At 66.4% G+C, this 24,192-nt stretch carries 22 protein-coding genes; 16 read left to right on the plus strand and 6 right to left on the minus strand.

Annotation, left to right across the window (positions count from 1 at the left end; all coding sequences use genetic code 11):
* Positions 1 to 17 precede the first annotated feature (17 nt).
* Entirely contained in the window at positions 18 to 1,643 is a 1,626-nt protein-coding gene (locus tag ACERLL_RS05130) for a BCCT family transporter (RefSeq protein WP_373654989.1), read from the plus strand.
* A gap of 27 nt (positions 1,644 to 1,670) precedes the next feature.
* On the opposite strand, the gene ACERLL_RS05135 is transcribed toward ACERLL_RS05130, so the two are convergent.
* The 3 genes from ACERLL_RS05135 to ACERLL_RS05145 form a co-directional block, all read right to left on the minus strand.
* The gene (locus tag ACERLL_RS05135) at positions 1,671 to 4,376 is read right to left on the minus strand and encodes a cation-transporting P-type ATPase (RefSeq protein WP_373654990.1); all 2,706 of its coding nucleotides are present in this window, start codon (positions 4,374 to 4,376) and stop codon (positions 1,671 to 1,673) included.
* A gap of 231 nt (positions 4,377 to 4,607) precedes the next feature.
* On the minus strand, positions 4,608 to 6,332 hold the full coding sequence (locus ACERLL_RS05140) for a potassium/proton antiporter (RefSeq protein ID WP_373654991.1): 1,725 nt from the start codon (positions 6,330 to 6,332) through the stop codon (positions 4,608 to 4,610).
* A gap of 453 nt (positions 6,333 to 6,785) precedes the next feature.
* A complete protein-coding gene (locus ACERLL_RS05145; protein WP_373654992.1) occupies positions 6,786 to 7,511 on the minus strand; it encodes a hemerythrin domain-containing protein in 726 nt (241 codons plus the stop codon).
* 168 nt (positions 7,512 to 7,679) lie between these two features.
* Between ACERLL_RS05145 and ACERLL_RS05150 the strand changes: the two genes are divergently transcribed.
* The 5 genes from ACERLL_RS05150 to ACERLL_RS05170 all read left to right on the plus strand — a co-directional run bounded on the left by ACERLL_RS05150 (position 7,680) and on the right by ACERLL_RS05170 (position 12,905).
* Positions 7,680 to 7,931 carry a hypothetical protein gene (locus ACERLL_RS05150; RefSeq protein WP_373654993.1) on the plus strand — a complete coding sequence of 84 codons (252 nt, stop codon included), beginning with the start codon at positions 7,680 to 7,682 and terminating at the stop codon, positions 7,929 to 7,931.
* Between the two features lie 84 nt (positions 7,932 to 8,015).
* The gene (locus ACERLL_RS05155) at positions 8,016 to 8,432 is read left to right on the plus strand and encodes a secondary thiamine-phosphate synthase enzyme YjbQ (protein WP_373654994.1); all 417 of its coding nucleotides are present in this window, start codon (positions 8,016 to 8,018) and stop codon (positions 8,430 to 8,432) included.
* 40 nt (positions 8,433 to 8,472) lie between these two features.
* Positions 8,473 to 11,145, plus strand: coding sequence for an aminopeptidase N (pepN, locus tag ACERLL_RS05160; protein ID WP_373654995.1), 2,673 nt, complete (start codon positions 8,473 to 8,475; stop codon positions 11,143 to 11,145).
* A 699-nt stretch (positions 11,146 to 11,844) separates the two neighbouring features.
* Entirely contained in the window at positions 11,845 to 12,177 is a 333-nt protein-coding gene (locus tag ACERLL_RS05165) for an EF-hand domain-containing protein (protein ID WP_373654996.1), read from the plus strand.
* An 89-nt stretch (positions 12,178 to 12,266) separates the two neighbouring features.
* Positions 12,267 to 12,905: an EF-hand domain-containing protein gene (locus ACERLL_RS05170; protein ID WP_373654997.1), complete on the plus strand. Its 639-nt coding sequence runs from the start codon at positions 12,267 to 12,269 to the stop codon at positions 12,903 to 12,905.
* Between the two features lie 81 nt (positions 12,906 to 12,986).
* Here ACERLL_RS05170 and ACERLL_RS05175 read toward each other — a convergent pair whose 3' ends face one another.
* A complete protein-coding gene (locus ACERLL_RS05175; RefSeq protein WP_373654998.1) occupies positions 12,987 to 13,505 on the minus strand; it encodes a retropepsin-like aspartic protease in 519 nt (172 codons plus the stop codon).
* A 226-nt stretch (positions 13,506 to 13,731) separates the two neighbouring features.
* On the minus strand, positions 13,732 to 14,079 hold the full coding sequence (locus ACERLL_RS05180; protein WP_373654999.1) for a hypothetical protein: 348 nt from the start codon (positions 14,077 to 14,079) through the stop codon (positions 13,732 to 13,734).
* Positions 14,080 to 14,649: 570 nt separating this feature from the next.
* On the opposite strand from ACERLL_RS05180, the gene ACERLL_RS05185 reads away from it, so the two are divergent.
* From ACERLL_RS05185 to ACERLL_RS05205, 5 genes are all read left to right on the plus strand, one after another.
* Positions 14,650 to 15,006, plus strand: a complete 357-nt coding sequence (locus ACERLL_RS05185) for a DsrE family protein (protein ID WP_373655000.1) — start codon at positions 14,650 to 14,652, stop codon at positions 15,004 to 15,006.
* A 116-nt stretch (positions 15,007 to 15,122) separates the two neighbouring features.
* Positions 15,123 to 16,220, plus strand: coding sequence for a 4Fe-4S dicluster domain-containing protein (locus ACERLL_RS05190; protein WP_373655001.1), 1,098 nt, complete (start codon positions 15,123 to 15,125; stop codon positions 16,218 to 16,220).
* Complete coding sequence (locus ACERLL_RS05195) at positions 16,213 to 17,052, plus strand: FAD/NAD(P)-binding protein (RefSeq protein ID WP_373655002.1); 840 nt, start codon at positions 16,213 to 16,215, stop codon at positions 17,050 to 17,052. The genes ACERLL_RS05190 and ACERLL_RS05195 overlap by 8 nt, the downstream gene beginning before the upstream one ends.
* A gap of 122 nt (positions 17,053 to 17,174) precedes the next feature.
* A complete protein-coding gene (locus tag ACERLL_RS05200) occupies positions 17,175 to 17,657 on the plus strand; it encodes an FKBP-type peptidyl-prolyl cis-trans isomerase (protein WP_373655003.1) in 483 nt (160 codons plus the stop codon).
* A gap of 460 nt (positions 17,658 to 18,117) precedes the next feature.
* Entirely contained in the window at positions 18,118 to 19,278 is a 1,161-nt protein-coding gene (locus ACERLL_RS05205) for a hypothetical protein (RefSeq protein ID WP_373655004.1), read from the plus strand.
* A gap of 12 nt (positions 19,279 to 19,290) precedes the next feature.
* Here ACERLL_RS05205 and ACERLL_RS05210 read toward each other — a convergent pair whose 3' ends face one another.
* Complete coding sequence (locus tag ACERLL_RS05210) at positions 19,291 to 19,788, minus strand: Fur family transcriptional regulator (RefSeq protein WP_373655005.1); 498 nt, start codon at positions 19,786 to 19,788, stop codon at positions 19,291 to 19,293.
* Between the two features lie 82 nt (positions 19,789 to 19,870).
* On the opposite strand from ACERLL_RS05210, the gene ACERLL_RS05215 reads away from it, so the two are divergent.
* From ACERLL_RS05215 to ACERLL_RS05235, 5 genes are all read left to right on the plus strand, one after another.
* Positions 19,871 to 20,191, plus strand: coding sequence for a hypothetical protein (locus ACERLL_RS05215; protein WP_373655006.1), 321 nt, complete (start codon positions 19,871 to 19,873; stop codon positions 20,189 to 20,191).
* Positions 20,192 to 20,299: 108 nt separating this feature from the next.
* Entirely contained in the window at positions 20,300 to 21,640 is a 1,341-nt protein-coding gene (locus ACERLL_RS05220; protein ID WP_373655007.1) for a hypothetical protein, read from the plus strand.
* 81 nt (positions 21,641 to 21,721) lie between these two features.
* On the plus strand, positions 21,722 to 22,612 hold the full coding sequence (locus ACERLL_RS05225; RefSeq protein WP_373655008.1) for a metal ABC transporter substrate-binding protein: 891 nt from the start codon (positions 21,722 to 21,724) through the stop codon (positions 22,610 to 22,612).
* A gap of 90 nt (positions 22,613 to 22,702) precedes the next feature.
* Entirely contained in the window at positions 22,703 to 23,335 is a 633-nt protein-coding gene (locus tag ACERLL_RS05230; RefSeq protein ID WP_373655009.1) for an ATP-binding cassette domain-containing protein, read from the plus strand.
* Entirely contained in the window at positions 23,332 to 24,147 is an 816-nt protein-coding gene (locus tag ACERLL_RS05235; protein ID WP_373655010.1) for a metal ABC transporter permease, read from the plus strand. Before ACERLL_RS05230 ends, ACERLL_RS05235 begins: the two co-directional genes overlap by 4 nt.
* Positions 24,148 to 24,192: the final 45 nt, after the last annotated feature.

Genomic DNA, 24,192 nt, shown 5'->3' on the forward strand with positions numbered 1-24,192 from the left:
CAAGCACGGGAGATGGCATGGAGGGAGGGAAACGGGCCGCGCGCGGCCCTCTCAAGGGCATGAGCCCGGTGGTCTACCTGGGGGCCGCCACCCTCATGGTGGCCATGCTCCTGCTCGGCACCCTGGTCAGCGGCGAGACCGCCCGGCTCCTGGCCGACCTGCGTGAACAGATAAACCCCTTCCTGGCCTGGTACTACGTGGGGCTCGTGGCCTTCATCCTCGCCTTCGTCCTCTGGCTTGGCGTGGGCCGCTACAAGAACGTCCGCCTGGGTGGCGACCTGGAGCAGCCGGAGTTCACCCTGATCCCCTGGCTGGCCATGCTGTTCGCCGCCGGCACCGGCGTTGGCCTGCTGTTCTGGAGCGTCGCCGAGCCCATACTGCACCTCGGCGACAACCCGCTGGTGGAGGCGGCCGGCACGCCGGAAGCGGCGACGGCGGCGCTGCGGCTCACTTTCTTCCACTGGGGACTGTCCGCATGGAGCGTGTTCGCCGTGGTGGCCCTATCCCTGGCTTACTTCGCCTACCGCCAGGGCCTGCCGCTGACCCTGCGCTCCGCCCTCCATCCACTGCTCGGCCACCGAATCCACGGAACTGCCGGACACCTGGTGGACATCTTCGCCGTGCTGGCCACGGTGTTCGGCGTGGCCACCACCCTGGGCTTTGGCGCCCAGCAGATGGAAACGGGCCTCTCCGAACTGCTCGGCATCGAGCGCAGCCAGGCCCTGCAGCTCGCCATCATCGCCGCAGTTACCCTGGCCGCCACCGCCTCCGTGGCCTCGGGGGTGCGCCGCGGCGTGCGGCGCCTGTCTGAGCTCAACCTATGGCTGGCCGTTCTGCTGCTTGTGCTTTTTCTGGTATTGGGTCCCACCTGGCAGCTGTTCGGCTATCTCCTGCAGGCCGGCGGCGACTACTTCCAGAATCTCATCAGCCGCTCTTTCTGGACCGGCATGGACGGCCACCGCGACTGGCATACCGAGTGGACCGTATTCTACTGGGGCTGGTGGATCGCCTGGTCGCCCTTCGTGGGCATGTTCATCGCCCGGATCTCCCGCGGGCGCACCCTGCGTGAGTTCGTGTTCGGCGTTCTGTTGCTGCCCGCGGTGTTCAACTTCCTCTGGATCGCCGCCCTCGGCGGCACCGCCATCGACCTGGAGATGAACGACACGGTGGCCATCGCCGGCGCCGTGCAGCAGGACGTCACCGTGGCCCTGTACCGCACCATCGAGGCGCTCACCAGCGTCGAGGCCCTGGCCACGGGTACCGCCGTCCTGGCCACCCTGCTCATCGCCATTTTCTTCATCACTTCCGCCGACTCCGGAACCCTGGTGATCAACACCATCATGGCCTACGGTGACCCCAGCCCGCCCCTGCGCCATCGCATCGCCTGGGGCCTGGGCATCGGCGTGCTCACCGCCGTGCTGGTGGTGGGCGGCGGCACCCAGACCCTGCAGGACGCCGTCATCGCCGCGGCGCTGCCTTTCTCCTTCATCATGCTCCTGATGATGGCCGGAGTACTGAAAGGCTTGCGCGAGGAGCGCTTCGCCCCGCGCGAGGGCATTAAGCACCACCTCCCCGAGGAGCCCTGGACGGGGGTGGATACGGAAACGGCGACCTGGAGAGCGCATGAGGAGGAGCGGCTGTAGCCGGCCTCGGCGGGCTTTGCCAAACGTTTACCGGATTCCCCAGCCCGTGCGCCGCCGCACCCGCTTTTCCACCTCCAGCAGGCCGAAGAACAGGACTCCTATACCCAGGATTTCGGCGCCGTGCAGGAAGTCGATGGGCCGCGTTTCGAAAAAGGCCTCCATGAAGGGGGCGTAGGTGAAGATCAGCTGCAGAAGGACCACCACCAGCACCGAGATGCCGGCAGCGCGGGTTATACGAATGCCGCTCCGGCTCAGGGCCGGCGCGTGGAGGTAGCGGATACTGAATAGATAGAGCACCTCCAGCAGAACCAGCGTGTTGACTGAATAGGTGCGCGCCTCCTCCAGTGTGGAGCCATGCTCCACGGACCAGGCGAAGATGCCGAGTATGGCAGTGAAGAACAGGGTTGAGACGAACACCACCCGCCAGAGGAGAAAGCCGGAAAGCAGGGGCTCCTTCGCGGGTCGGGGCGGACGCTTCATCACCCCCGGCTCCGCCGGCTCGAAGGCCAGCGCCATGGCCAGCGCCACCGAGCTGACCATGTTGACCCAGAGGATCTGCAGAGGCGTGATGGGCAGGGTCAGGCCGATCAACAGGGCGCCGACGATACTCAGCGACTCGCCGCCGTTGACCGGTAGGAGGAAAGCGATGGCCTTTTTCAGGTTGTCGTAGACCGTGCGCCCCGCCCGCACCGCCCGGGAGATGGAGGCGAAGTTGTCGTCGGCCAGCACCATCTCCGCCGCCTCCTTGGCCGCCTCGGTTCCTTTCCGGCCCATGGCGATGCCGATGTCGGCCCTCTTGAGGGCCGGGGCATCGTTGACGCCGTCACCGGTCATGGCAACGGTCAGGCCGTGGCGCTGGAGGGTTTCCACCAACCGCAGCTTGTTCTCCGGCGTGGTACGGGCGTAGACGTCCGTGTCCGCCACCCGCTCGAACAGCTCCGCGTCGGATAACCGCTCGAGATCGGCACCGGTGAGCACATCGCCGCTGTTGTGCACGGCGAGCTGTCCGGCGATGGCCCGCGCGGTACTCGCATGGTCGCCGGTGATCATCTTGACCCGGATCCCGGCGGCCTGGCACTCGGCCACCGCCTCCACGGCCTCCTCGCGCGGCGGGTCCTGAAGACCCACCAGGCCCAGCAGGGTCAGCCCCTCCTCGGCGGCCCCGAAGGTTAATTCCTGGGCATGTTTCGGCAGGGGCTTGGCGGCAATGGCGAGGACCCGCATGCCCCCTCGGGCGAGCTCTTCGATGCCCTGCCGCCAATACTCACGATCGAGGGGGGCGCCTTCTTCCCGCGAGCCCTGCCACTGGCACATCTCCAGGACCTGCTCTGGAGCCCCTTTGAGGAAGGCCGTGGCGTTCCCTTCGTGGTCGTGGTGGAGGGTGGCCATGAAGCGGTGCTCCGACTCGAAGGGGATCTCGTCGGTGCGCGGCAGGCGGCCTTTCAGGTCGTCCTGGTCGATCCCCGCCTTGCGCCCCAGCACCAGGAGGGCGCCCTCCATGGGGTCGCCCCCGACCTGCCAGTTTCCGCCGTCGTCTTGCCGGACGCCGGCGTCGTTACAGAGCACCCCGGCCCGCAGCACTTCCATCAAAAACGGCTGGGCGCCCGGCTCAACGGCCTCGCCCTCCCGCTCGAAGTCGCCGTGGGGGTCATAGCCGGTGCCGGCCACGGCGAAGGTTTCTGCGGGCGTCATCACGGCACGCGCGGTCATCTCGTTGCGGGTGAGGGTGCCGGTCTTGTCGCTGCAGATCACCGAAACCGAGCCGAGCGTCTCCACCGCGGGGAGGCGGCGGATGATGGCATTGCGCCGCGCCATGCCCTGGACGCCGATGGCGAGGGTCACGGTAAGGATGGCGGGCAGCCCCTCCGGAATGGCCGCCACGGCGATGCCCACCACTGTCATGAAGGCCTCGGCGGCATCGAAATCCCGCACCAGCATCCCGAAACCGAACAGCAGCGCCGCCACGGCCAGAACCACACCGGTCAGCCAGCGGGCGAAGACCTCCATCTGCCGCAGAAGCGGCGTGGTCAGGCTATCCACCTCGGCGAGCATGCCGCTGATCCGGCCGATCTCCGTCTCCGCCCCGGTGGCTGCTACCACTCCGAACCCCTGTCCGGAGGTTACCAACGTGCCCGAATAGGCGAGGGCACTCCGGTCGCCGAGTGGGGCGTCGGCAGTCACCGCTAAGCTGCCCTTGGCCACGGGAACCGACTCCCCCGTGAGCACCGACTCCTGGATGGACAGGCCCTTGGCACGAAAGAGACGGAGGTCAGCGGGAACTTTGTCCCCGGCCTGGAGCTGGACGACGTCCCCGGGCACCAGCTCTTCGGCCGGCAGCGTGGTTACATGGCCATCGCGAAATGCCGCCGCCTGGGGGGAGAGCATATTACGGATAGCCTGGAGGGCATTTTCTGCCTTGCCCTCCTGGACGAAGCCGATAACGGCGTTCAACAGCACCACGCCGCCGATCACCAGAGTATCGGCCCAATGGCCCAGCAGGCCCGTGATCACCGCCGCCGCGAGCAGCACCTGGATAAGCAGGTTGGAGAACTGCGCCAGGAAGCGCGCCAACGGCCCCCGGCGTCGCGGCTGCGGCAGCCGGTTCAGGCCATGCCTCTCCAGCCGGATCCTGGCCTCCCCGGAGCTCAGGCCCTCCGGCCCGGTATCCAGGAGCTCGAAAACCTGTCCGATGGGAGCTGCGTGCCAGCGGCACTGGCCTTCTGCTGTCCGCAACAGGGCCTCCTGGGAGCCGGAAATCACTTTCAAGCCCAGCGTGTCCCAGAAAAGCCGCTTGTAACAGGGCTGGCCTCCCGGCTTGCAATGGTCCACCGGCCGGACTGCCTGAGGGCGTGCCACTGTCCAACCTTGCTACCGTTTTCTCCGCCCGCCCTCTGTGCGGACATCAATCACCACTTTCCCGGGAAGCCATGGGCGGGCCTGGATGGTCCGCTCTATTCCGGCCGGTCAATGGAGCTTCAGGCCGATCCTGCTGACCGTTGTTCCCTGTACCTCCCGCGCCACCAGCTGGATTCGGCCCACTTGCACGCGGTCGCCGACCACCGGAACCCGGCCGATGCGGACGGCAAACACGTTTCCGAGGGCCATTCCCCGCTCCTCCTGCGTGAGCGGGATTCCATACATAAGCGCCAGATCTTCGCCCGGCGCGTCTCCCCGCACGGCGAACTCCCCGAAAAATTCCGTCTCCGCCAGCTCCCCGGCGGGCTCCCTGGTGGCGAAGAGCGGGAACAAATGGGCCAGCTTGTCCGGATCGCCGATGACCCAGATCCGGTCTCCGGAACGCACCGCACGGATTTTCCCCGGAAGCCAGGGCCAGCCATCACGCACCACCATTACGGCGGCGGCACACGGGTCCATGGCCGCCGCAAGCATCTGCCCGGGATTGCGGCCCACCGCCGCTGCGTTCTCGCCCACTTGCAATTGCATCAGCTCGATGGTGCGGCGCTCGCCCCTCCAAAGCTCACGGCGCGTCGCTGGCTCACCCCGGCTAGGAACCGCCACCTTCAGCATTCGGGCCGCCCAGGGGAGAGTCGGCCCCTGCACCAATAGGGAGACCAGGACCACGGCGAAAACAATATCGAAAAGCAGCCTGGAATCGTCCAGGCCCGCCGTGACCGGGAAAATGGCAAGGATAATGGGAACCGCGCCGCGAAGACCGTTCCAGGAGATGAACGCCATTTCCCGCCAGGGAAAGCGCAGCGGCGAAAGCCCCGTGAAGATTGCCGCAGGGCGGGCCACCAGGATCAGGAAAAACGCCACGGCCAGGGCGGTGCCCAGATGTTTCAGAAGCTCGGAGGGGGTTACCAGGAGTCCCAAAAGCAGGAACATTCCGCCCTGGGAGAGCCAGGCCAGCCCATCCATGGCCTGGAGCGTCGGGTCGAGGGGGCGATGGCGCCAGTTCCCCGTGACCAGTCCGAGTATGTAGATGGCCAGGAATCCGCTGCCGCCGATTTGGTTGACCCCGGCAAATACCACCAAGCCGCCGGAGGCGATGAGCAGGGCGAAGAGCCCTTCGGTGAGCCGGGCCCGCTCGCCGAGCATGCCCACCAGCCAGCCCCCGAGCAGTCCGCCGAGGCCCCCCAGCACGAATTGCTGGGCCAGGGAAAGGATGAGCCCGGGCACGGTGGTTTCCCGGGGCTCCAGGATGAGCCCCACGAGGCCGACCACCAGGAACACCGCCAGCGGATCGTTCAGTCCGGATTCGATCTCCAGGGTGGATCGAACCCGTTCATTGAGCTGTACCGTGCTGTGCCGCAGGAGGGAGAAAACGGCGGCTGCGTCCGTGGAAGCCACCATGCCGCCCAGAAGCAGTCCGTAACGCCAATCCACCCCGAATGCAAGGGTGGCGAAGCCCCCCACCAGGGCCGTGGTGAGGAATACCCCCCAAGTGGCCAGGATGGTCGCCGGCCTGAGCGCCACCCGAAAGGTGGCAAAGCGGGTACGCAGGCCGCCGTCCAAAAGGATGATGGCCAGGGCCAGATTCCCCACCAGGAAGGCGGTGCTGAAATCATCGAAATCGATGCCCCCGGGACCGTCCTCCCCTGCCAGCATTCCCACCACCAGGAAGATGAGGAGGAGGGGCAGCCCCATACGCGCTGACAGGCTGCTCAGAAGGATGCTGGAGAGTACCAGAATCCCGGCGGCCAGGATGAAGGAATTGATGTCACCCATGGTTTATTAGAGAAGCCCAGCGGGGCAGGTTCCGCTCCGCCGAGTGTGTTAATTCGCTCGCCAATGGCAGCCCATAAAGATTGCGGTCAGCCGCAATTTTTGGACAAATCCGAGCATGGCCCGGAAGCGTGAAAAAAATGGAAAATTGCACCGAGTTTTCTGTCGCAGAAATTCTTTCTCTATTCCTTGGGTCGGACCCGGGAGGCGGGATAAGCCCGGAAAGCGACTGCAGGGATGCCCGCAGGGCAGGGCCCCCTGGAGCCTGAGGGCTTGCCCCGCCTCCCGGGGACCCCATTTTGGTTACGAATTTCTGCGACAGAGCACGAGCTCCCGTATTGAAAATCTGCGCGCCCGGATGCCCAAAAATCCGCTGCAAGCGGGCCGTGTGGTAATCCGTCTTCTTTACTTGATCGAGGATGGAACGGATCCGGGACGGCGAGTGAGCCGCGGGAGTTATTCGGGCAGCAGGCCGTCCTCGCCGCCGTCCAGGATGGTCTTGGCCCGCGCCAGCAGCTCCGGGTGGGGATCCCGGCGCATTGCCGCCTCCCACTTCGGGAAAAGGTTCTGCTCTTCCCGGCCTTCGTGCTTGGCCAGGCTTCCGGAAAGGATGCCCATGAGGGCGGCGATCATGGAGGCATCAGCGGCCTCCTCCAGGCGGGCCATGTCGCGGATCTCCGCCATCTCCTGCAGGATGGTCCGATGCTCTTGGATCATGGTGCTGGTGGGGTCGTCCTGGGCCGTTGCCTCCGGTATGCCGAAATGGGGGGCGAGGACGTCGTTCTCGCAGTAGATGTGGCGGCGCAGTCCCTGATGGCAGGCCTCCACGAGCGGAAGGGCGGCGGCGATCTCGCCCTTGTTGGCATGCTGCAAGGCGATGCCGAACAGGCGGTCCAGGCGCTCGTGATCGCGGGACAGGAGGTCGGTGAGGGAGTCGGGCTCCACGGAATCCCGGTCCACCACCCGCACCCGCCAGGCTTCCTCCTCGCCGTCCACTAGGTCCCAGTGGATCCGGTTGCGCACCATGAGGGATACCGCCTGCATGAGCAGGGTAGGCTCTTCCGCGAACAGGATCTCCAGAGGGACGCCGCCCTCCCGCTGCTGAACGGCGGCCAGGGCGGCCATGCGAGGGCGCGGCTCGTCGCGGAGGTCCAGATTCCGAGGCTGGGCGGGTTCCGTCATGGTCTCGAGCTCCCTTAGGGTCTACGCTGGCGGGCTGTTCCAGGGGGCGCCGAAACGGCCCGCCGGTCCTGTGGTCCCATTGCCTAATTGTAGTATCCCGGGTCCGGTCGGCGGCGACCGGACCCGGTGATGGCCAGCCTACCCCCACCTGCGCGGAGAGCAAACGACATGAGCGATGATTACAGGCCCGCCCTCGCCGACTACTTCGATGCGCTGGAAGCGAAATACGCCGACGCCAGCGGGGACTTCTCCTTCGATGCGCTCAGCGACGAGGAGCTCCTGGAAGTGGAGCGCCTGGGCCGGCATGCCATCTACGAGGACGCGCAGGTGACCGCGCAGGAGAAGATCAATCTCCAGCCGCTGCTGCTGCTGGTGGAGAAGCAGCGGGAGAAGCGCGGGCTGCCGTCGCCGGAGGCATAGCTCCGCGGGGATGCCTCCTTTTGCTCCCCCGCCGGGTTCGGGGTACCTTGTCGTGTTTATCGACGCGCACGGGAGGGTAGCACCATGGTGGTCCAGGAGACCTTCAGCATCGCCACCGACGGCCGGGGCACCTATGAGATCACCGAGCGCATCCAGGACCTCGTGCGGCAGTCGGGATGCAACCGCGGCACCTGTCACGTTTTCCAACATCATACAAGCGCCTCTCTGATCGTCACGGAGAACGCCGACCCCACCGTGCGGCGGGACCTGGAGACCATCGCCGAGCGTCTAGCGCCCGACGGCGATCCGGCCTACCGCCACGACCTGGAAGGGCCCGACGACATGGCCGCGCACATCCGCAGCGTCCTCACCAGCACGGAGGTGACCCTCCCCGTCTCCGAGGGCCGCTGCATGCTGGGCACCTGGCAGGGGGTCTACCTGTGGGAGCACCGCTACGACGGCTTCCGGCGCCGGATCACCGTGACTGTTCAGGGCGAATAACCTACGCGCAATCCCCGTTCATAAACCGGGAAGGACCGTCATGGCAGACGTTCGCAATACCCAACAGCCGCAGCCCGTGCGGCTGGCGGAGTACACCCCGCCAGCCTACGTGGTGGATACCGTCGATCTGCACTTCGAGCTGGGAGAGGAGTGGACCAGCGTGCACGCCCGCCTGGCCGTCCGGGCCAACCCGGACCGGGCCGAGCCCGGGGCGCTGTTCTTGAACGGCCGGGAGATGGAGCTGCTGGAAGTGGCCGTCGACGGCCGCCCCTGGCCGGAAACGGACTATGAGCTGAACGAGGAATCGCTGACCCTCCACGGGGTCCCGGAGCACTTCACCCTGGAGATCACCACCAGCATACGGCCGCAGGAGAACACCGCCCTGGAGGGGCTCTACAAGTCCAGCGGCACCTTCTGTACCCAGTGCGAGCCCGAAGGCTTCCGGCGCATCACCTACTTCCCGGACCGCAGCGACGTCATGGCCCGTTACACCACCACCATCGTGGCGGACGCGGAGCGCTACCCCGTGCTGCTCTCCAACGGAAACCGCATCGGCGCCGGCACGCTCCCCGGGGGGCGCCATTGGGTGCAGTGGGAGGATCCCCATCCCAAGCCCTCCTACCTGTTCGCCCTGGTGGCCGGCGACCTGGCACGCGTGAGCGATGCCTTCACCACTCTGTCCGGACGCGAGGTGGCCCTGCACATCTACGTGGAGCACGGCAACGAGGACAAGGTGGACCATGCCATGCGCTCCCTGAAGGCAGCCATGGCCTGGGACGAGACCGCCTACGGCCGCGAATGCGACCTGGACGTCTACCAGGTGGTTGCGGTGGAGGACTTCAACATGGGGGCCATGGAGAACAAGGGCCTCAACATCTTCAACACCAGTGCCATCCTCGCCAAGCCGGAAACGGCCACCGACGCGGATTTCCAGCGCATCGAGGCCATCATCGGCCACGAGTACTTCCACAACTGGTCCGGCAACCGGGTCACGCTGCGCGACTGGTTCCAGCTCTCCCTGAAGGAGGGCTTCACCGTCTTCCGCGAGCAGCAGTTCGCCGGCGACCGCTACTCCGCGCCGGTGCAGCGCATCGAGGACGTTCGCCGGCTGCGCACCGCCCAGTTCCCCGAAGACGACGGGCCCACCGCCCATCCGGTCCGTCCGGACTCCTACATCGAGATCAGCAACTTCTATACGCCCACCGTGTACGAGAAGGGCGCGGAAGTGATCCGCATGATGTACAACCTCCTGGGCGCCGAGGACTTCCGCCGGGGCACGGACCTGTACTTTCAGCGCCACGACGGCCAGGCGGTAACCACCGAGGAGTTTGCACGGGCGCTGGAGGACGCCAGCGAGCGGGATCTCTCCCAGTTCCGGCTGTGGTACACCCAGGCCGGGACCCCGCGCATCCACGTGGACGGCGACTACGATCCGGAGGCAGGCACCTACACCCTGCACATGCGCCAGGAGATACCGGAAACGCCCGGACAGCGGCAAAAGGAGCCCATGCACATCCCCATCGCCGTGGGGCTGCTGGACGGCGACGGCAACGGCCTGGCGCCGCGGCTCACCGGCGAGGGCGAGCGGGCGGAGACCACCCGCATGCTGGAGCTGCGGGAGGCGGAGCAGTCCTTCACCTTCTCCGGGATCCCCGAGGAGCCGGTACCTTCGCTGCTGCGCAGCTTTTCCGCCCCGGTGCGTCTGGAGTTCGGTTATCGGGATGAGGATCTCGCCTTCCTGCTGGCCAACGATGAGGACCTCTTCAACCGCTGGGAAGCCGGCCAGGAGCTGGCCCGCCGGGCGCTATTCCGGGCCATGACCGCTTACCGGTCCGGTGCGGAGATCGAGCTGGAGGGTACCCTGGTGGATGCCTTCGGTGCCCTGCTCCGCGGCGGAACCGGGGACAAGGCCCTGGTGGCGGAGGCCCTCACCCAGCCGGACGAGAGCTATCTGGCCGATCTCATGGACTGGCCCGTGGACCCGGAGGCCATCCACCATGCGCGGCGCTCCATCCGGGTGCGCCTGGCGCAGGCCCTGCGGGACGACTTCCTCTACAATTACCGGGCCCATCAGGCCGATGGTGAATATTCCGCGGATCCGGAGGCCATCGCCCGGCGGCGGCTCAAGAACCTGTCCCTGGCCTATCTGGTGGCGGGCGGCGACGAGGCCGGGATCGAGGCGGCCCGGGAGCAGTTCCGCCAGGCCACCAACATGACCGACCGGCTGGGCGCCCTGCGGCCCATGGTGGCCGAGGACGTGGCCGGGACCGGGGGGGCGCTGGAATCCTTCTACGAGCAATGGAAGGACGAAGCCGAGGTGGTGGACAAATGGTTCGCCATCCAGGCCTCCTCGCCGGTCTACGGTACCCTGGACCGGATCAAGGCGCTGCTGGACCATCCCGCCTTCAACCACAAGAATCCCAACAAGGTTCGGGCGGTGCTGGGCGCCTTCGCCCGCGGCAACCCCTACCGCTTCCATGCCGCGGACGGGACGGCCTATGCCTTCTTCGCGGACCAGGTGCTGCACATGGACGGCATCAATCCGCAGATGGCGGCCGCGCTGGCGCGGGGCTTCAGCCGCTTCCGCCGCTACGACGAGGAGCGGCAGCGGCTCATGCGCGAGCAGCTCGAGCGCATCCGCCGGGAGCCCCAGCTCTCCCGCGACACCTTCGAGATCGTCACTAAGAGCTTGGGCGACGGCGAGGGGGGATAACTCCCCTCGTCGGACCGGCAGCGCGACCCGGGACCGGCGGATGTCAACAAATTTGACGATCCGGTCCCGGATCCGCGCCCCTTCTCCCCGTGGACGACGCCGTCCGCCCCCGGCCTGCCCGATAGTCCTTCAAGATGCGGTCACAACCTCGAAAGCCCCTTCCTCCCTCGTTGCGGAGCCCGGCTTCGGGGCCCTCCGGTTTTCCCCCGATCGGGCCGGAAGGCGCTTCGGGCGGCCGCCAACGTCCTGTCGGGGAAGCCCGATTCCGGCCCCATGGTCCCGCTGTCGAAATTCTTTACAAGAATCGCTCCCGCCGCTTTCCCCGGGGATCGGATAGCCGCTTATCTACCTGTTGTTGAATGGGGTCAGTGACCCGGTACGGCCTTGGCGGGGGAGGGGTAGAGTAGGATCGGAGTACCCCCTATGCCTCTCCATGCATATGCTTATCGGCATGGGCCCTGCGAGTAAGGATTCCCCCTATTCGAGGCGGTAACGGACGCTGCCCGAACGGGCGTTCCGCCGTCAGCTTTTTGAACACCTCCCGGGCCGCCCGCGGCAAGGCGTGCTGGCGGCGCCGGTCCAGTCCGCTGTTATTAAACGATACCGACGGTTTGGCACGACCTTGGCAACTCCCGGGTAGAGGGCCCGCATGGGCGCCTCGTGCGACATTGCAACCGTCAACCAATGGGGAAATTGCTCATGCAATGGAATCGCAGCCTTGCCCTGTTCGCCGCCCTCCTGATCGGATCCGCCGGCGCCGTCCAGGCGGAGATGCATGAAGGGGAGCATGGGGGAGGAACCAGCAAGTTCCAGGAATACGACAAGGACGGCGACGGCAAGATCAGCATGGAAGAGGCCCAGAGCGCCGAATCCCAGAAGCTGTCCGAGAATTTCGAGCAGTACGACGAAAACGGCAACCAGGAATTGGATCAGGGGGAGTTCGCCCGCTTCGAGGCCGAGGAGACCCAGGAAGGGGGTGGCATGCAGGAAGAAGACGGGGGTATGGAAGAAGGAGGTGGCGGCGGCATGTAGGCCCGCTACTCCCGCCCGCAGCCTATAAGGGGCCTGCACGGGCCCCTTTTGTGTAATGTCACTGCATCCCTCAGCAAAGGAATTGCGGCATGCAATGGAATCGCAGTCTCGCCTTGCTCGCCGTCCTGCTGATCGGACCGGTGGGGGCCGCCCACGCCGGCGACGCGGGAAAGTTCAATGAAATCGATGCCGACGGGGACGGAACCATAAGCCTGGAGGAGGCCCGGGAAGCCGAATCGGATATGCTCGCCGAGGAATTCGAGCAGTACGATGCGGACGACAATGACCGCCTGGATCAGGGGGAGTTCGCCCGCTTCGAGGGCACGCAGCTGCTCAACTTCGACGAGTACGACGTCAACAACGACGGGGAGATCAGTGCCGCCGAAGCGGAGGAGTACGGCCCCGAGTCGCTCTCCGGCAATCTCGAGGATTACGACCGGGACGAGGACGAAAGCCTCGACGAGGGCGAGTTCGCCCAGTTCGAGGAGGATCAGACCGGTATGACGGAGGAAAGCCCGAAGTTCGAGGAATACGATACCAACGGTGACGGTGTGGTGAGCCTGGAAGAGGCCGAGGAAGCCGGCCCCCACATGCTCTCCGAGAATTTCGGGCAATACGACACCGACGAGGACGAGAACCTCGACGAGGGCGAGTTCGCCCAGTTCGAGGCGGACCTTCGGGCCCAGGAGGAGGGCGGCATGCAGAAGCGCCAGGGCGGCGGCATGTGAGATCCGCCCTTCCCGCGTCCGTGCGCTTGCGAGCAAGAAAAGCCGGGAGGCCCGTCCTCCCGGCTTTTCAGTAGGGTAGGGCTACTCGCGGGATTCGGCCTGGGCCACGGCGCCCGATCCGCCGGTGGCGGCGGTGCGGCCGCCGCACCGGCTCAGCTGCAGAGTGGGCGGATTCATGGAGAACCGTACCGGAGCCGCCTGGCGAAGGGCGCTCAGTCCCAGGATGGGGCGGGCACTGTCCGGAAATACGGCCGCTTCCACACCTTCTATGAGGCAGTTCTTGCCGATCCGGACCTGGTCGATGCGGTAAACGGGCACTACCTTGCGGCTGCCATCGGCCATGCGGCCCGCCAGATTCTTGACGAAGCGCGCATGCCCCTGCTCCTGCAGATCCCGCAGGGTGGATTCGCGGATGGCCATGTGGCTGGATCCGGTATCCACGAGGAACTCCCCGGAAAAGGAGCTCCCCAGTTGAACCGGCACGTAGAAGGTGGCGGTCTTCTTCTGGCGCATGGGGATCTGGGTGTCCTCCGCCAATGCGGCCAGGGGGGCGGCGAGCACGAGCAGCATGACAAGACGGGCAACGCGCGAAGTGGTCATCAGTCCCAAGTACCCGGAGCTTTCTTGAAAGTGAGCGCATACTCTCACGCTCCGGTTCGGCCCGTCTAGGGTCTTCCCTTATTTTCCTGAGGAATGGACCGGAGTACCCGGGAAAAGAAAGGGTTGGCGCCAGTGCCCGGTCTTCCGGCGGGCAGGGGATGCGGCGCGGATGGGTCCCGCACCGGAATCAAAGCGGATTCCGGGAAAAGGCGGCCTGTCAGTCCGGTCAGGCGCCCATAGGGTCGGTCTCGAAGTGCGCCTCGGCGGTATCCTTGTCGATGGCGATGCGCAGGAACCCATCCGCGGGCACGGTATGGGCATGGTCGGCGCAATAGGAGGGTATGCGCCCGGTGAAGGAAACGAAGGCCTTCACCCGGAGGGTCCGGTCCACTTCCTCCAGGCGGTGTACCGAGAGGCTCAGGTCCACATCGAAGCCGGGCCAGGCCTCCATGGGGCAGAAATCCTCCAACGGCACGCCCCAGTTGTTGCGCAGGATCTCCTCCCGCAGGGTCTGCTCGAATTCGGGGGTCCCCGCCGCCCGGAGGCTTTCGCGAAGATGCACCGTATCGGTCATTGGTCGCTCCGCCCATTAACCAAGGAAAGCGGTAAGGTATTGTCAAGATTAATGTAGACGGGATGCCACTTTTCGTCCAGATGGCACGCCCGCCTATTGTTGCTTTGTTAGAGGGCTGAATTGGCCTCGATTTGCCCTTGTGGGAGCGACCTCCAGGTCGCGACCTCCCGAAACCGGGTCCACGGTCGCGGCCAGGAGACCGCTCCTACAGGTGCCTTCGGGGTCGGACAGGCTAAGTAACAAAGCAGTACCATCCGCTACCCGAAAAGAATTGCTTATGGAGGCAATTCCGGGGTTTATAGCCAAAATAAAACCCTTTAGCACCGCGAAGGCGGGCTACTGGTACGCAGGTGATTGAATTGAAATGATTAATTTTTTCTCCGTATCGGTGCTGCGTATTTCGGGCATCCCCCAAAGATGGGCACGGAGGGACAAGAACACGCCCAATGCGTTTCCGGAGTACCCCGTAGGGGTCCGTAAGGGCGATCCATGCGTTAAAATCGGTTCTTTGTGCCGCTATGAACCGCATTCGCTGTACCAACCGAACCGGCAAGATGAGGTAAATCCGCCATGAAAGTGGTCGTATCCGTGACGCACGGTACTGATGACCCTACCCAGGCCACCCTCGGCGTGCTGGCCGCCAAGGCCGCCGCGGATCAGGGCCACGAAGTGACCGTGTGGCTGCAGGGGGAAGGCGCCGTTCTGGCCAACAAGAATGTGTATCCCCATGTGCAGGGGGTGAACATGCCCGCCATGAAGGACGCCATGGAGGCCCTGGTGGATAAGGGCGTGCCCGTCTGGGTCTGCAAGGCCTGCGGGGTGGCCCGGGACGTCGGAGAGTCGAACTGGGTGGCCACCGCCTCCTACAAGACCATGGGCGACTTCGTGGGCGCCGCGCTGGAAGCCGACAAGAACATCGACTTCTGATCCGGGCTCGGCACGCGAGATCCGGCCCGCCGCCCAGCGGCGGGCTTTTTTGTCATTGGCAGAGGGGGCGGCGCGGGGGTAAAAAGGTCGGGGAGTCCAGCGCCTGGGGTTCCCGGATGGCCGACCGATTTCTGCCCCGCGAACGTTTCTCTGCCCTGCTCGGCGTCCTGCAGGATGGCGGTTACCGTTGTCTGGGCCCGCGGGTCCGGGAAGGGGCCATCGTCATGGAAGAGGTCGTCGGGGTGGATGACCTCTGCTTCGGTCTGCGGGATCGGCAGGCCCCGGGCAGCTATCGGCTGGAGGAGGGGACGGGCCGCTACTTCGCCTGGGCCAATGGGCCCACGGCGCTCAAGCCGCTCACCTTCGCCCCCCGGGAGACCCTCTGGCGGGCGCGGCGGGAGGAAGACGGTCTGCATTTCGAGGCCGAGGAGGTGGACGTGGAGCCCCTGGCGGTCATCGGCGTGCGCGCCTGCGACCTGGCAGGACTCGCCATTCAGGACCGGCATTTCCTGGAGGGCGAGCCCGATCCCCACTACCAGGCCCGCCGCGAGCGGCTTTTCCTGGTGGCGGTGAACTGCACCCATCCCGCGGACACCTGCTTCTGCGCCTCCACCGGGGACGGCCCGCGCGCGGAGTACGGCTTCGATCTGGCGCTCTCGGAGCTGGACGAGGGCTTCCTGGTGGAGGGGGGCAGCGAGGCCGGGCGGACGGTGCTCGAGGCCCTTCCCACCGAGTCCGCGGAGGCTGCGCAGAACCGGTGCGCCAATGCCGAGATCGAGGCCGCCGCGCGGGCGCAGGTTCGCGGTCTGCCTTCACGCAACCTCCGCGACTTCCTTTTCGAGCGCCAGACCCACCCGCGCTGGGAGGAGGTGGCGGAGCGCTGCCTGTCCTGCGGCAACTGCACCAACGTCTGTCCAACCTGCTTCTGCCACAGCCTGGAAACGGTGCCGGACCTGGAAGGTCGGGTGAGCGACCGGGTCCGCCAGTGGGACTCCTGCTTCACCAGCGGCCACAGCTATATCCACGGCATCGTGGTTCGAGCCACCACTACCAACCGCTACCGCCAGTGGCTGACCCACAAGCTCGGCGGCTGGCACGACCAGTTCGGCCGCAGCGGCTGCGTGGGGTGCGGTCGATGCATCACCTGGTGCCCTACCGGCATCGATATCACCGAGGAAATAGCCGCTCTGGGGCGGGAATCGGACCATGCGTAAGGGCGGGGCGTGGCTTCCGGAGGAGGCGGAGGTTGTGGAGCGAGTAGCCGAGGGGGCGGACATCACCACCCTGCGGCTGCGCCTCACCGATCCCGGGGCGCGCCGCGCCTACCGCTTTCAGCCGGGGCAGTTCAACATGCTCGGCGTGTTCGGCGTGGGGGAGGTGGCCATCTCCGTCAGCTCCGATCCCGACGAGCCCGAGCTGATCGGACACACCATACGACGCGTGGGCCGGGTGACCACACCGCTGGTCCGCCTGGCCGAGGGTGATCGGCTCGGCCTGCGGGGACCCTTCGGGCGCGGCTGGCCCATGGAGCGGGCGGAGGGGCGGGACGTGCTCGTAGTAACCGGCGGCCTGGGCTGCGCGCCGGTGGTCTCCGTCATCGAGTACATCATGGCCCGCCGGGCACGCTTCGGTCATCTGACCGTCCTGCAGGGGGTCAAGCACGGCGCCGACCTCCTCTGGCGGCCCCGCTACGAGCATTGGGAGCGGCAGCCGGACACGGAGGTGGGCCTGGCCGCCGATGTGGCCGGGGCCAACTGGCCGGGCCACGTGGGGCTGGTAACCGAGCTCTTCGACCGCGTCACTCTCCGGCCGCAAGGGACCACCGTCATGATGTGCGGTCCCGAGCCCATGATGCGGGCGGCGGCGCACGATCTGGAGCGGCGAGGGTTCGACGCGGACGATCTCTGGCTGAGCCTGGAGCGCAACCACCACTGCGGCAACGGTCGTTGCGGGCATTGCCAGATCGGGCCGTACTTCGTCTGCCACGATGGTCCGGTTTTTTCCTACGGGGAGATCCGGGATCTGCTGGAAATACGGGGTCTGTAGCCCGGAGTGGTTGGTCTCCCTCCGGTTGGTGGGTTATCGTAGGGTAGCGAGTATCTGAATCAGGCGGATAGGCTTGGAGAAACGCCTCCGACTGAGCCATTTTTCAGCAGAAGGAATTCATCATGCAGGCTGCTAAAGACCGGGTCGTCTCTATCGACTACACCCTGAAGGATGCCGACGACCAGGTGATCGACACCTCCGAGGGCCGTGAGCCGCTGGCCTACATCCATGGAAACGGACAGATCATCCCCGGCCTGGAGCGGGCCCTGGAAGGCAAGGGTCCCGGCGAGGACGTTGCGGTGACCATAACCCCCGAGGAGGGGTATGGCGAGCGGGACGATTCCATGGTCATGCAGATCCCCCGCGAGCAGTTCGAGGGTGCGGACCAGATCGAGCCCGGCATGCAGTTCCAGGCGGAGACCGACGAGGGCGTGCGGATCCTCACCGTGCTGGAGACCGGCGACCAGGAGGTGACGGTGGACGGTAACCATCCGTTGGCCGGCGTTACCCTGAACTTCAACGTGAACGTGGTGGACGTGCGCGATGCCTCCCAGGAAGAGCTCGATCACGGCCACGTGCACGGTCCGGGCGGTCACGACCACTAAGCCCGCATCGATTGCCGGCCGGACGGGACCGTCCGGCCGGGCAATCTTCCCCCCCTGACGCAGCCTCTCCCCCGAGCTTTGTACCGGATCCGGCGGGCTTTCGCCCGTGGCACGGGCGCGTTTTGCCCGGGAAATTCCGTTTTGTAATAACAATTCATGCTCTTCCTTCCGCCCTCGTAGGGGGGCGCTCCCTTCCCCCGGAAAAGTGAGTAGTTATTCGCTACCATTTGATTTCAATGTGAAAAGGAAATTTTAGGCCAGTACGGCCGAAATAGGGCCTTTTACAGCCGCCCGAGGGGTGCCATAATCGCGCCGGTTACAGGAGAACCCTAATCCCTTTAGGGAATATATATAGGGATTCACCCCGGCAGCGATGGACACCAGTTTCCGTTCTCCCTTACTCGGGCGTAGGGGGCGACCCAGTAAGCGCCGTTGGCTGCTGGCCGGCCTCGTTATCCTCTTGTCCCAGAATACGCTCGCCGCTTCTCTCCAGCCCGCTCCGCCGGGGCGGGGTATCCACGCCATCGGTGGGGAGGAGGGCGGTCCGGGCCTGAGCGCCGTCGGCGATCCCGGCTTCAATCTGCGTCCGGACGACCTCCACTTCTCCACCTCCGTGGAGCCTTATTTCAACGCCCTGGTCCAGGGCGCCATGGGCGGCAACGGCGAGGTGCAGCTCCAGGAGGCCTACCTGGAGAGCCGGACCAGTCCAGGGGGCTGGCAACTGAAGGTGGGACGCTTCCGCTCCGACCTCGGCTATCCGCACCGGAAGCATCCGGGTCAGTGGGGGTACAGCCAGGGCCACGTGCCGTACTGGTTCTTGAAGAAGCCCTTTTACTTGCGGGATACGGGAATCCAGCTCACCTGGAAGCCCGGTACCGATTATCACGCCCGAATCGGCGTGGAGGCCTTTCAGGGGGACGAGGAGCTTCTGACCCGGTTCGACGGTGCCTCGGTCCTGAAAGGGGCCGGATTGGGCGAGGAGCTGGTGGACCGGCACGGAGAGCCCAAGGACGGGCCGCGCCTGTTCACGGCCTTCGCGGAGGTCGCTCCGGACATCGGTGCCAAGCAGGAGCTCCAGGGCAGCGTGTACGGCGTTTTCTCCACCGACCACCAGGAGCTCAACTACGATCCCTCCACCGAGCTCCTGAAGGGCGATTACTGGATGGCCGGAACCAACTGGGCCTATGGCCTCAGCAATCCCACCCCCTTCGGCAAGGGCAAGCTTAAGCTGACCGCCGAGTACCTGTATTCGGTGAAGGATCTCGATGTGGCCTATCACGGCGAGGATCCGGCCCAGGTGGGCACGGAGGAAGAGGGTAGCCAGGAAGGCTACTACCTGCAGGCCCGATACGGGTTCGAGCCCAACCTGAAGGCCGACGTACGCCTGGAAGTGGTCGGGCTGGTGAGCGGCAAGGGGCAGGAGAGCATGGCCGGAAGCGAGACCTGGAGCAGCTCCAGCCACATCGCGGCCCAGGGCACTTGGTCGCCCACGGAGCATTCCAGCCTGCGGGTCCGCTGGTCGCTTTCCGACATCGAGCAGGGAAGCTACGAGAACAGCAGCAACCGGGTCTTCCTGCAGTACAACATGGACCTCGGCCACCACCAGGGTGGCTTCCTGTAGCGGCGGTCCGCCTCAGGCCCGGTCCGGAGCCGCCGAGCGGCAGGCCGGGCAGAGCCCCCGCACCTCAAGCACCAGATCCTCCACCAGGAAGCCGTGTGCCTCCGACTCGCGGCCGATCTCTCCGACGAGACCGGGAACGGCCAGCTCCGCCGCCGTATCGCACCGGCGGCATAGCAGGAATTGGGGCGTATGGCCGTGACCCGGCTCGGTGCAGCCGGTAAAGGCACTGCGGCTCTCCAGCCGATGCACCAGCCCCGCCTCCTCCAGAAAGGCCAGGGCACGGTAGACAGTGGGCGGCGCCACCTTGCCGTGCTCTCCCCGGAGCCGTTCCAGCAGCTCGTAGGCCTTGACCGGTCTCCGGGCCGCCAGGATGAGCCGCAATACCTGCTCGCGCATGGCGGTGAGCCGGAGGCCCCGGCCGGCGCAGAGCGCGCGGGCCCGTTCCAGGCGCTCCGCAAGCTCTGGCGGTTCTTCGTCCGGGAAGGGGGTAGCGGGAAGCTGTTCGGACAAGGGATCGATCCTTGTGAGTGGAGAGTTGTTATAGTATAACATTCCGAATCAGTACTTCGCACCGACAAGGCGCCGCAGCCCAGTGAACCGCCGTAATCGCCGAAATCCCGACCTGCTCCCGGATGCCCCGGGCCGCTACTGGCGGCTCGTGCTCCTGCTGCTCGGCCTGTTCATGGGCCAGGCGGCCATGCAGGTGCACGCCATGGACCACGCCCTGGCGGACGGCGACCCGGTCTGCGAAGTCTGTGTAATCTCCCACGCCACGGCACTGGCCGGCAGCGGCGGCGGAATACTCCCCGAAAAGCAGCCCGTCATTGCCGTCCTTCCCCCCCAGCCGATCCGGCCCCAGGCGGTCCGCACGGCGGCAGCCGCCCGTGATCCCCCTTCCCCGGCCCTTTCGTAGAAACGATACCGACAAGCTTGCCGCGTACAGACCAAGCACCGTTTCCGCATCGCGAAGCGGGCGGGGCGTCTGTCCGCGCCAATGGATCGCTATGGAAAGGGTAATTCCATGCAGCGTACTGCCTGGCTGTTGGGCCTCACTCTCGCCCTGGGCGGGGGGGAGGCCGCATGGGGGCAATCCGCCCCTTATATGGGTGCCGGAGCCAGCGGCGCCAGCTCCGCCGAGGTGACCTCCGGCAACCGTTTCAATCCCGATATCTCGGTGATCCTCGAGGGCAACGCCTATTGGGACGATCGCGACGGTGAGGCCGACGAGCTCACCGGCATGGCCGAGGGCATCAATCATGCCCACGGGGGGCACGGGCACGGTGATGGCCATGGCCACGGGGGCGAGGCCCAGGGCTTCAACCTCAAGCCCACGGAGCTGTTCTTCTCCGCCAGCGTCGATCCCTACTTCGACGCTTTCGTGCAGGCGGTGATCCTGGACGACGGCGGGGTGAACCTGGAGGAAGCCTACTTCACCACCCGCGCCTTGCCAGCCGGTCTGCAGGCAAAGGGCGGCAAGTTCCTCTCCGGGTTCGGCTACCACAACGAGAAGCATCGCCACCAGTGGGAATTCATGGAGCAGAACCTGCCCTACAAGTACCTGCTGGGGGCCCACGGCATCATGGATACCGGGGCTCAGCTCACCTGGACCCCCGCCACGCCTTTCTATACCCGCTTCGGCGTGGAAGCGCTGCAGGGCGACCAGGAGGTGGTGGGCCGCTTCGACGGCGAAGAGGCCATCGAGGATGCGAGGCTTAACGCGGATTTGGCGGAACGCCTCGGGACCCCGGAGGACGGTCCCCGTCTGTTTACGGTGTTCGCGGAGCTCGCCCCCAATCTGGGCTACAGCCACGAGCTGCTGCTCGGGGTCTCTGGCCTATTCGCCACCGACCACCAGGAGCTCCATTCCGAGCCGGTCAGCCACATCCTGAGCGGCGAGTCCTGGGTGGCCGGCGCCGAGGCCGTCTATGCCTACGACGCCCCGGACCAGTACGGCAAGGGCGACCTCAAGCTCAGCGCCGAGTACCTGTACGCCGTGAAGGACCTGGAGGTGGCCTACCACGCGGCGAATCCGGCCGCCGAGGGCGCCAAACGGGAATTCACCGAGGACGGCTTCTACGTCCAGGGCCGCTATGGGTTTGCCGCCAACTGGCGGGCCGGTGCCCGGTACGAGATGGTCGGTCTGACCAATGAGAAAAAGGTCGGCAAGCCCGGGCAACCAGCGGAATACGACAGCTCCAGCCGGGTCTCCGCCAACCTTACCTGGACGCCCAGCCACTTCACGCGCATCCAGGCCCAGTGGTCGCGGCCGAGGATCGCCACCGGCGACGGCTACGAAACGGCCAATCAGTACTACCTCCGCTACATCCTGAGCATGGGCCAGCACGGTGCGCATGATTTCTAGGCGCGGGGTGCTCGGCGTGAGGAGCGGACGGCGCCCTTTTCGGGCGTGTCCGCCGGCTGCAACCGAAAAAAGGGAAGAACCATGAAACGTTTGCTGTTTTCGCTCGCCCTGCTGCTGGCCATGGCCGCTCCGGCCGTCGCGGAGGTGCGGGTGGCCGCCACCACCACTTCCATGGCCATGCTCGCCCGCACCGTGGGCGGCGAGCAGGTCTCCGTCACCACCCTGGCGCCCCCGGACCGGGATGCGCACTACCTGCAGGCCAAGCCCTCCATGATCCGGGTCCTGCGCCGGGCGGACCTGGTGCTGGCGGTGGGCGGCGAGCTGGAGGTGGGCTGGCTGCCCGCCGCCGTGGACAATGCCGCCAATCCCGCCATCCAGCCGGGCCGGGAGGGCTACTTCGAAGCCGCTGCCCAGGTAGAGCTTACCGGCAAATACCAGCGGGCGGACCGTGCCATGGGGGACGTCCATCCTTCCGGAGATCCCCATGTGAATCTGGACCCCGTGCGCATGGCCAGCGTTGCCGAGGCCCTGGCGGCCCGCCTCGGCGAGCTGGACCGCGCCCATCGGGAGGCCTTCCGCCAGCGCGCGGAGGAGCTCGGCTCGGCCGTGCAGCGGCGGCTTCCCGGATGGAAGGAGCAAGTGGCCGATGCGCCCGGGGTGGTGGCCTTCCACAAGGACATCAACTACCTGATGCAGCGGCTGGAGGTGCCCATCCACGGCTACCTGGAGCCCAAGCCCGGCATTCCGCCGTCGGCCTCCCACCTGAGCAGTCTGATCCGCAAGCTGAAGGACGGGGAGCCGGGCGTGATTATCCGGCACCCCTATCACCCGAGGGGTCCGGTGCGGAAGGTGGCTGAGGCAACCGGCTGGGACACGGCCTCGCTGCCGCTGGACCCGGCGCTCGGGGCCACGGCCGAGGACTACTTCGGTCTGATCGACGACTACGTGAGCGCCATCGCCGGCGCCCGGTAAGCGGGGGACGCCGCTGCCAGCGGCGTCCCGGCGCTCCGTTACGGGGGGGTACCGGGAGGCCGCTGGCCGCAAGAACGAAGGGAGATGCGCATGTTCCGGACAACGGTTCAGGCCACCCATGCGGGGGGCCGGGCAGACGAAGAGGGCGGGGAGGAGCCCGGCCCGCCGCTGGTGGTCGCCGAAGAGCTGGTGGTGGGCTATGAGCAGCCGGTGCTCGGACCGGTGTCCTTCCGGGTCCACCCGGGGGAAGTGGTGGGCCTATGGGGTCCCAACGGCGCGGGGAAGTCCACGCTGCTCAAGGCCGTTTCGGGAACCGCCCGGGTTTTCCGGGGCCGCCTGGAGGTGGCCGAAAACCTGCGCATTGCCTACCAGACCCAGCAACCGTTGCGGCTCGGGGAGATGCCGCTCAAGGGGCGCGAGCTCCTGAGGTGCATGGGGGCAGACAAGACCGAGCCGCCGGGGCGGTTGGGGCCATTGCTGGAGAAGCGCATCGACCGGCTCTCCGGGGGGCAGTTCCAGATCTTGAACATCTGGGCCTGCCTGGGCGGGGAAGCGGACCTGGTCCTGTTGGACGAGCCCTCCAACAACCTGGATCAGGAAAGCCTCGACCTGCTGGTCGAACTACTGGAGGCGCGGCGGAGCGAGGAGGCGTTGCTGCTGGTCAGTCATGAGACATCCTTCCTGGACCGGGCGGCCACCCGGCGCCTTGAGGTGGGCACATGAGTCCGCTAGCCGCCTTCACGGACCCGCTTTTCCGTCTTCCCCTGGCCGCGGGCCTGCTGGCCGCGCTCACGCTCCCGCTGCTTGGCAACCTGCTGCGCTTGCGGGAGGAGTGGCTGGCGGCCCTGGGCCTGGCGCACATTTCCGCCGCCGGAGCCCTGGGTGGCATGGGTCTGGGGATTCCGGCGATTGCCGGGGGACCGGCAGCGGCGGGGGTAGCCGCCCTGTTCAAGGGATTCGCGGCGGCGCGCGGTAATACCGCCTACGCCCAGATGATCCTGCTGGGATGGAGCACCACCCTGGTTCTGGCCGCCAATACCGCCCTGGGGGAATCCCTGGCCCACGCCATGGTGGACGGCCAGCTCTATTTCTCCGGCTGGCCCGAGCTGCTGGGCCTGGGGATGTTCGCCCTGCTCACCCTGGCCGCGCTTCCCTGGATCACGCCCCGGCTGATTCGGGCACGCTTCTTCCCCGAGCACGAGCGCGCCAATCGTCTGCCGGCCTGGCGCTGGCACCTGGCCTTCGACCTCCTGGCGGCGGCCGGCATGGCTCTGGGCACGGCCACGGTGGGCCTCATGGGCGCCTTCGCCCTGGCTTTCCTGCCCGCCTGGGCGGCCTTCGGCCTGGCTTCCGGGTGGCGGGCCGCCCTGCTGGTGAGCACCAGCCTGGGCGTCGGCGCCTACCTGGCGGCCTTCGTGGCGGCCATGGCCTGGGACCAGCCCTTCGGGCCGGTACTCGTGGCCGTGCTCCTGGCAACTGCCGGGCTGGTCCGGCTGTCCGGAAGCCTCCTTCGTGCCGGAAAGCGGGTCCCATAAGCGGCTTCCGTCCTGCCGCCCCGGGGGCGGGCGTGCCTGCCTACC

It is taken from the genome of Thiohalorhabdus sp. Cl-TMA (genome assembly GCF_041821045.1).
Classification (GTDB): Bacteria; Pseudomonadota; Gammaproteobacteria; order Thiohalorhabdales; family Thiohalorhabdaceae; genus Thiohalorhabdus; species Thiohalorhabdus methylotropha.

Coding starts and splice junctions, on each gene's coding strand:
- ACERLL_RS05220 (WP_373655007.1), top strand. CDS start 20,300: ATGCAGCGTACTGCCTGGCTGTTGGGCCTCACTCTCGCCCTGGGCGGG.
- ACERLL_RS05130 (WP_373654989.1), top strand. CDS start 18: ATGGAGGGAGGGAAACGGGCCGCGCGCGGCCCTCTCAAGGGCATGAGC.
- ACERLL_RS05225 (WP_373655008.1), top strand. CDS start 21,722: ATGAAACGTTTGCTGTTTTCGCTCGCCCTGCTGCTGGCCATGGCCGCT.
- ACERLL_RS05150 (WP_373654993.1), top strand. CDS start 7,680: ATGAGCGATGATTACAGGCCCGCCCTCGCCGACTACTTCGATGCGCTG.
- ACERLL_RS05235 (WP_373655010.1), top strand. CDS start 23,332: ATGAGTCCGCTAGCCGCCTTCACGGACCCGCTTTTCCGTCTTCCCCTG.
- ACERLL_RS05155 (WP_373654994.1), top strand. CDS start 8,016: ATGGTGGTCCAGGAGACCTTCAGCATCGCCACCGACGGCCGGGGCACC.
- ACERLL_RS05230 (WP_373655009.1), top strand. CDS start 22,703: ATGTTCCGGACAACGGTTCAGGCCACCCATGCGGGGGGCCGGGCAGAC.
- ACERLL_RS05195 (WP_373655002.1), top strand. CDS start 16,213: ATGCGTAAGGGCGGGGCGTGGCTTCCGGAGGAGGCGGAGGTTGTGGAG.
- ACERLL_RS05140 (WP_373654991.1), bottom strand. CDS start 6,332: ATGGGTGACATCAATTCCTTCATCCTGGCCGCCGGGATTCTGGTACTC.
- ACERLL_RS05185 (WP_373655000.1), top strand. CDS start 14,650: ATGAAAGTGGTCGTATCCGTGACGCACGGTACTGATGACCCTACCCAG.
- pepN (WP_373654995.1), top strand. CDS start 8,473: ATGGCAGACGTTCGCAATACCCAACAGCCGCAGCCCGTGCGGCTGGCG.
- ACERLL_RS05190 (WP_373655001.1), top strand. CDS start 15,123: ATGGCCGACCGATTTCTGCCCCGCGAACGTTTCTCTGCCCTGCTCGGC.
- ACERLL_RS05165 (WP_373654996.1), top strand. CDS start 11,845: ATGCAATGGAATCGCAGCCTTGCCCTGTTCGCCGCCCTCCTGATCGGA.
- ACERLL_RS05200 (WP_373655003.1), top strand. CDS start 17,175: ATGCAGGCTGCTAAAGACCGGGTCGTCTCTATCGACTACACCCTGAAG.
- ACERLL_RS05180 (WP_373654999.1), bottom strand. CDS start 14,079: ATGACCGATACGGTGCATCTTCGCGAAAGCCTCCGGGCGGCGGGGACC.
- ACERLL_RS05170 (WP_373654997.1), top strand. CDS start 12,267: ATGCAATGGAATCGCAGTCTCGCCTTGCTCGCCGTCCTGCTGATCGGA.
- ACERLL_RS05175 (WP_373654998.1), bottom strand. CDS start 13,505: ATGACCACTTCGCGCGTTGCCCGTCTTGTCATGCTGCTCGTGCTCGCC.
- ACERLL_RS05145 (WP_373654992.1), bottom strand. CDS start 7,511: ATGACGGAACCCGCCCAGCCTCGGAATCTGGACCTCCGCGACGAGCCG.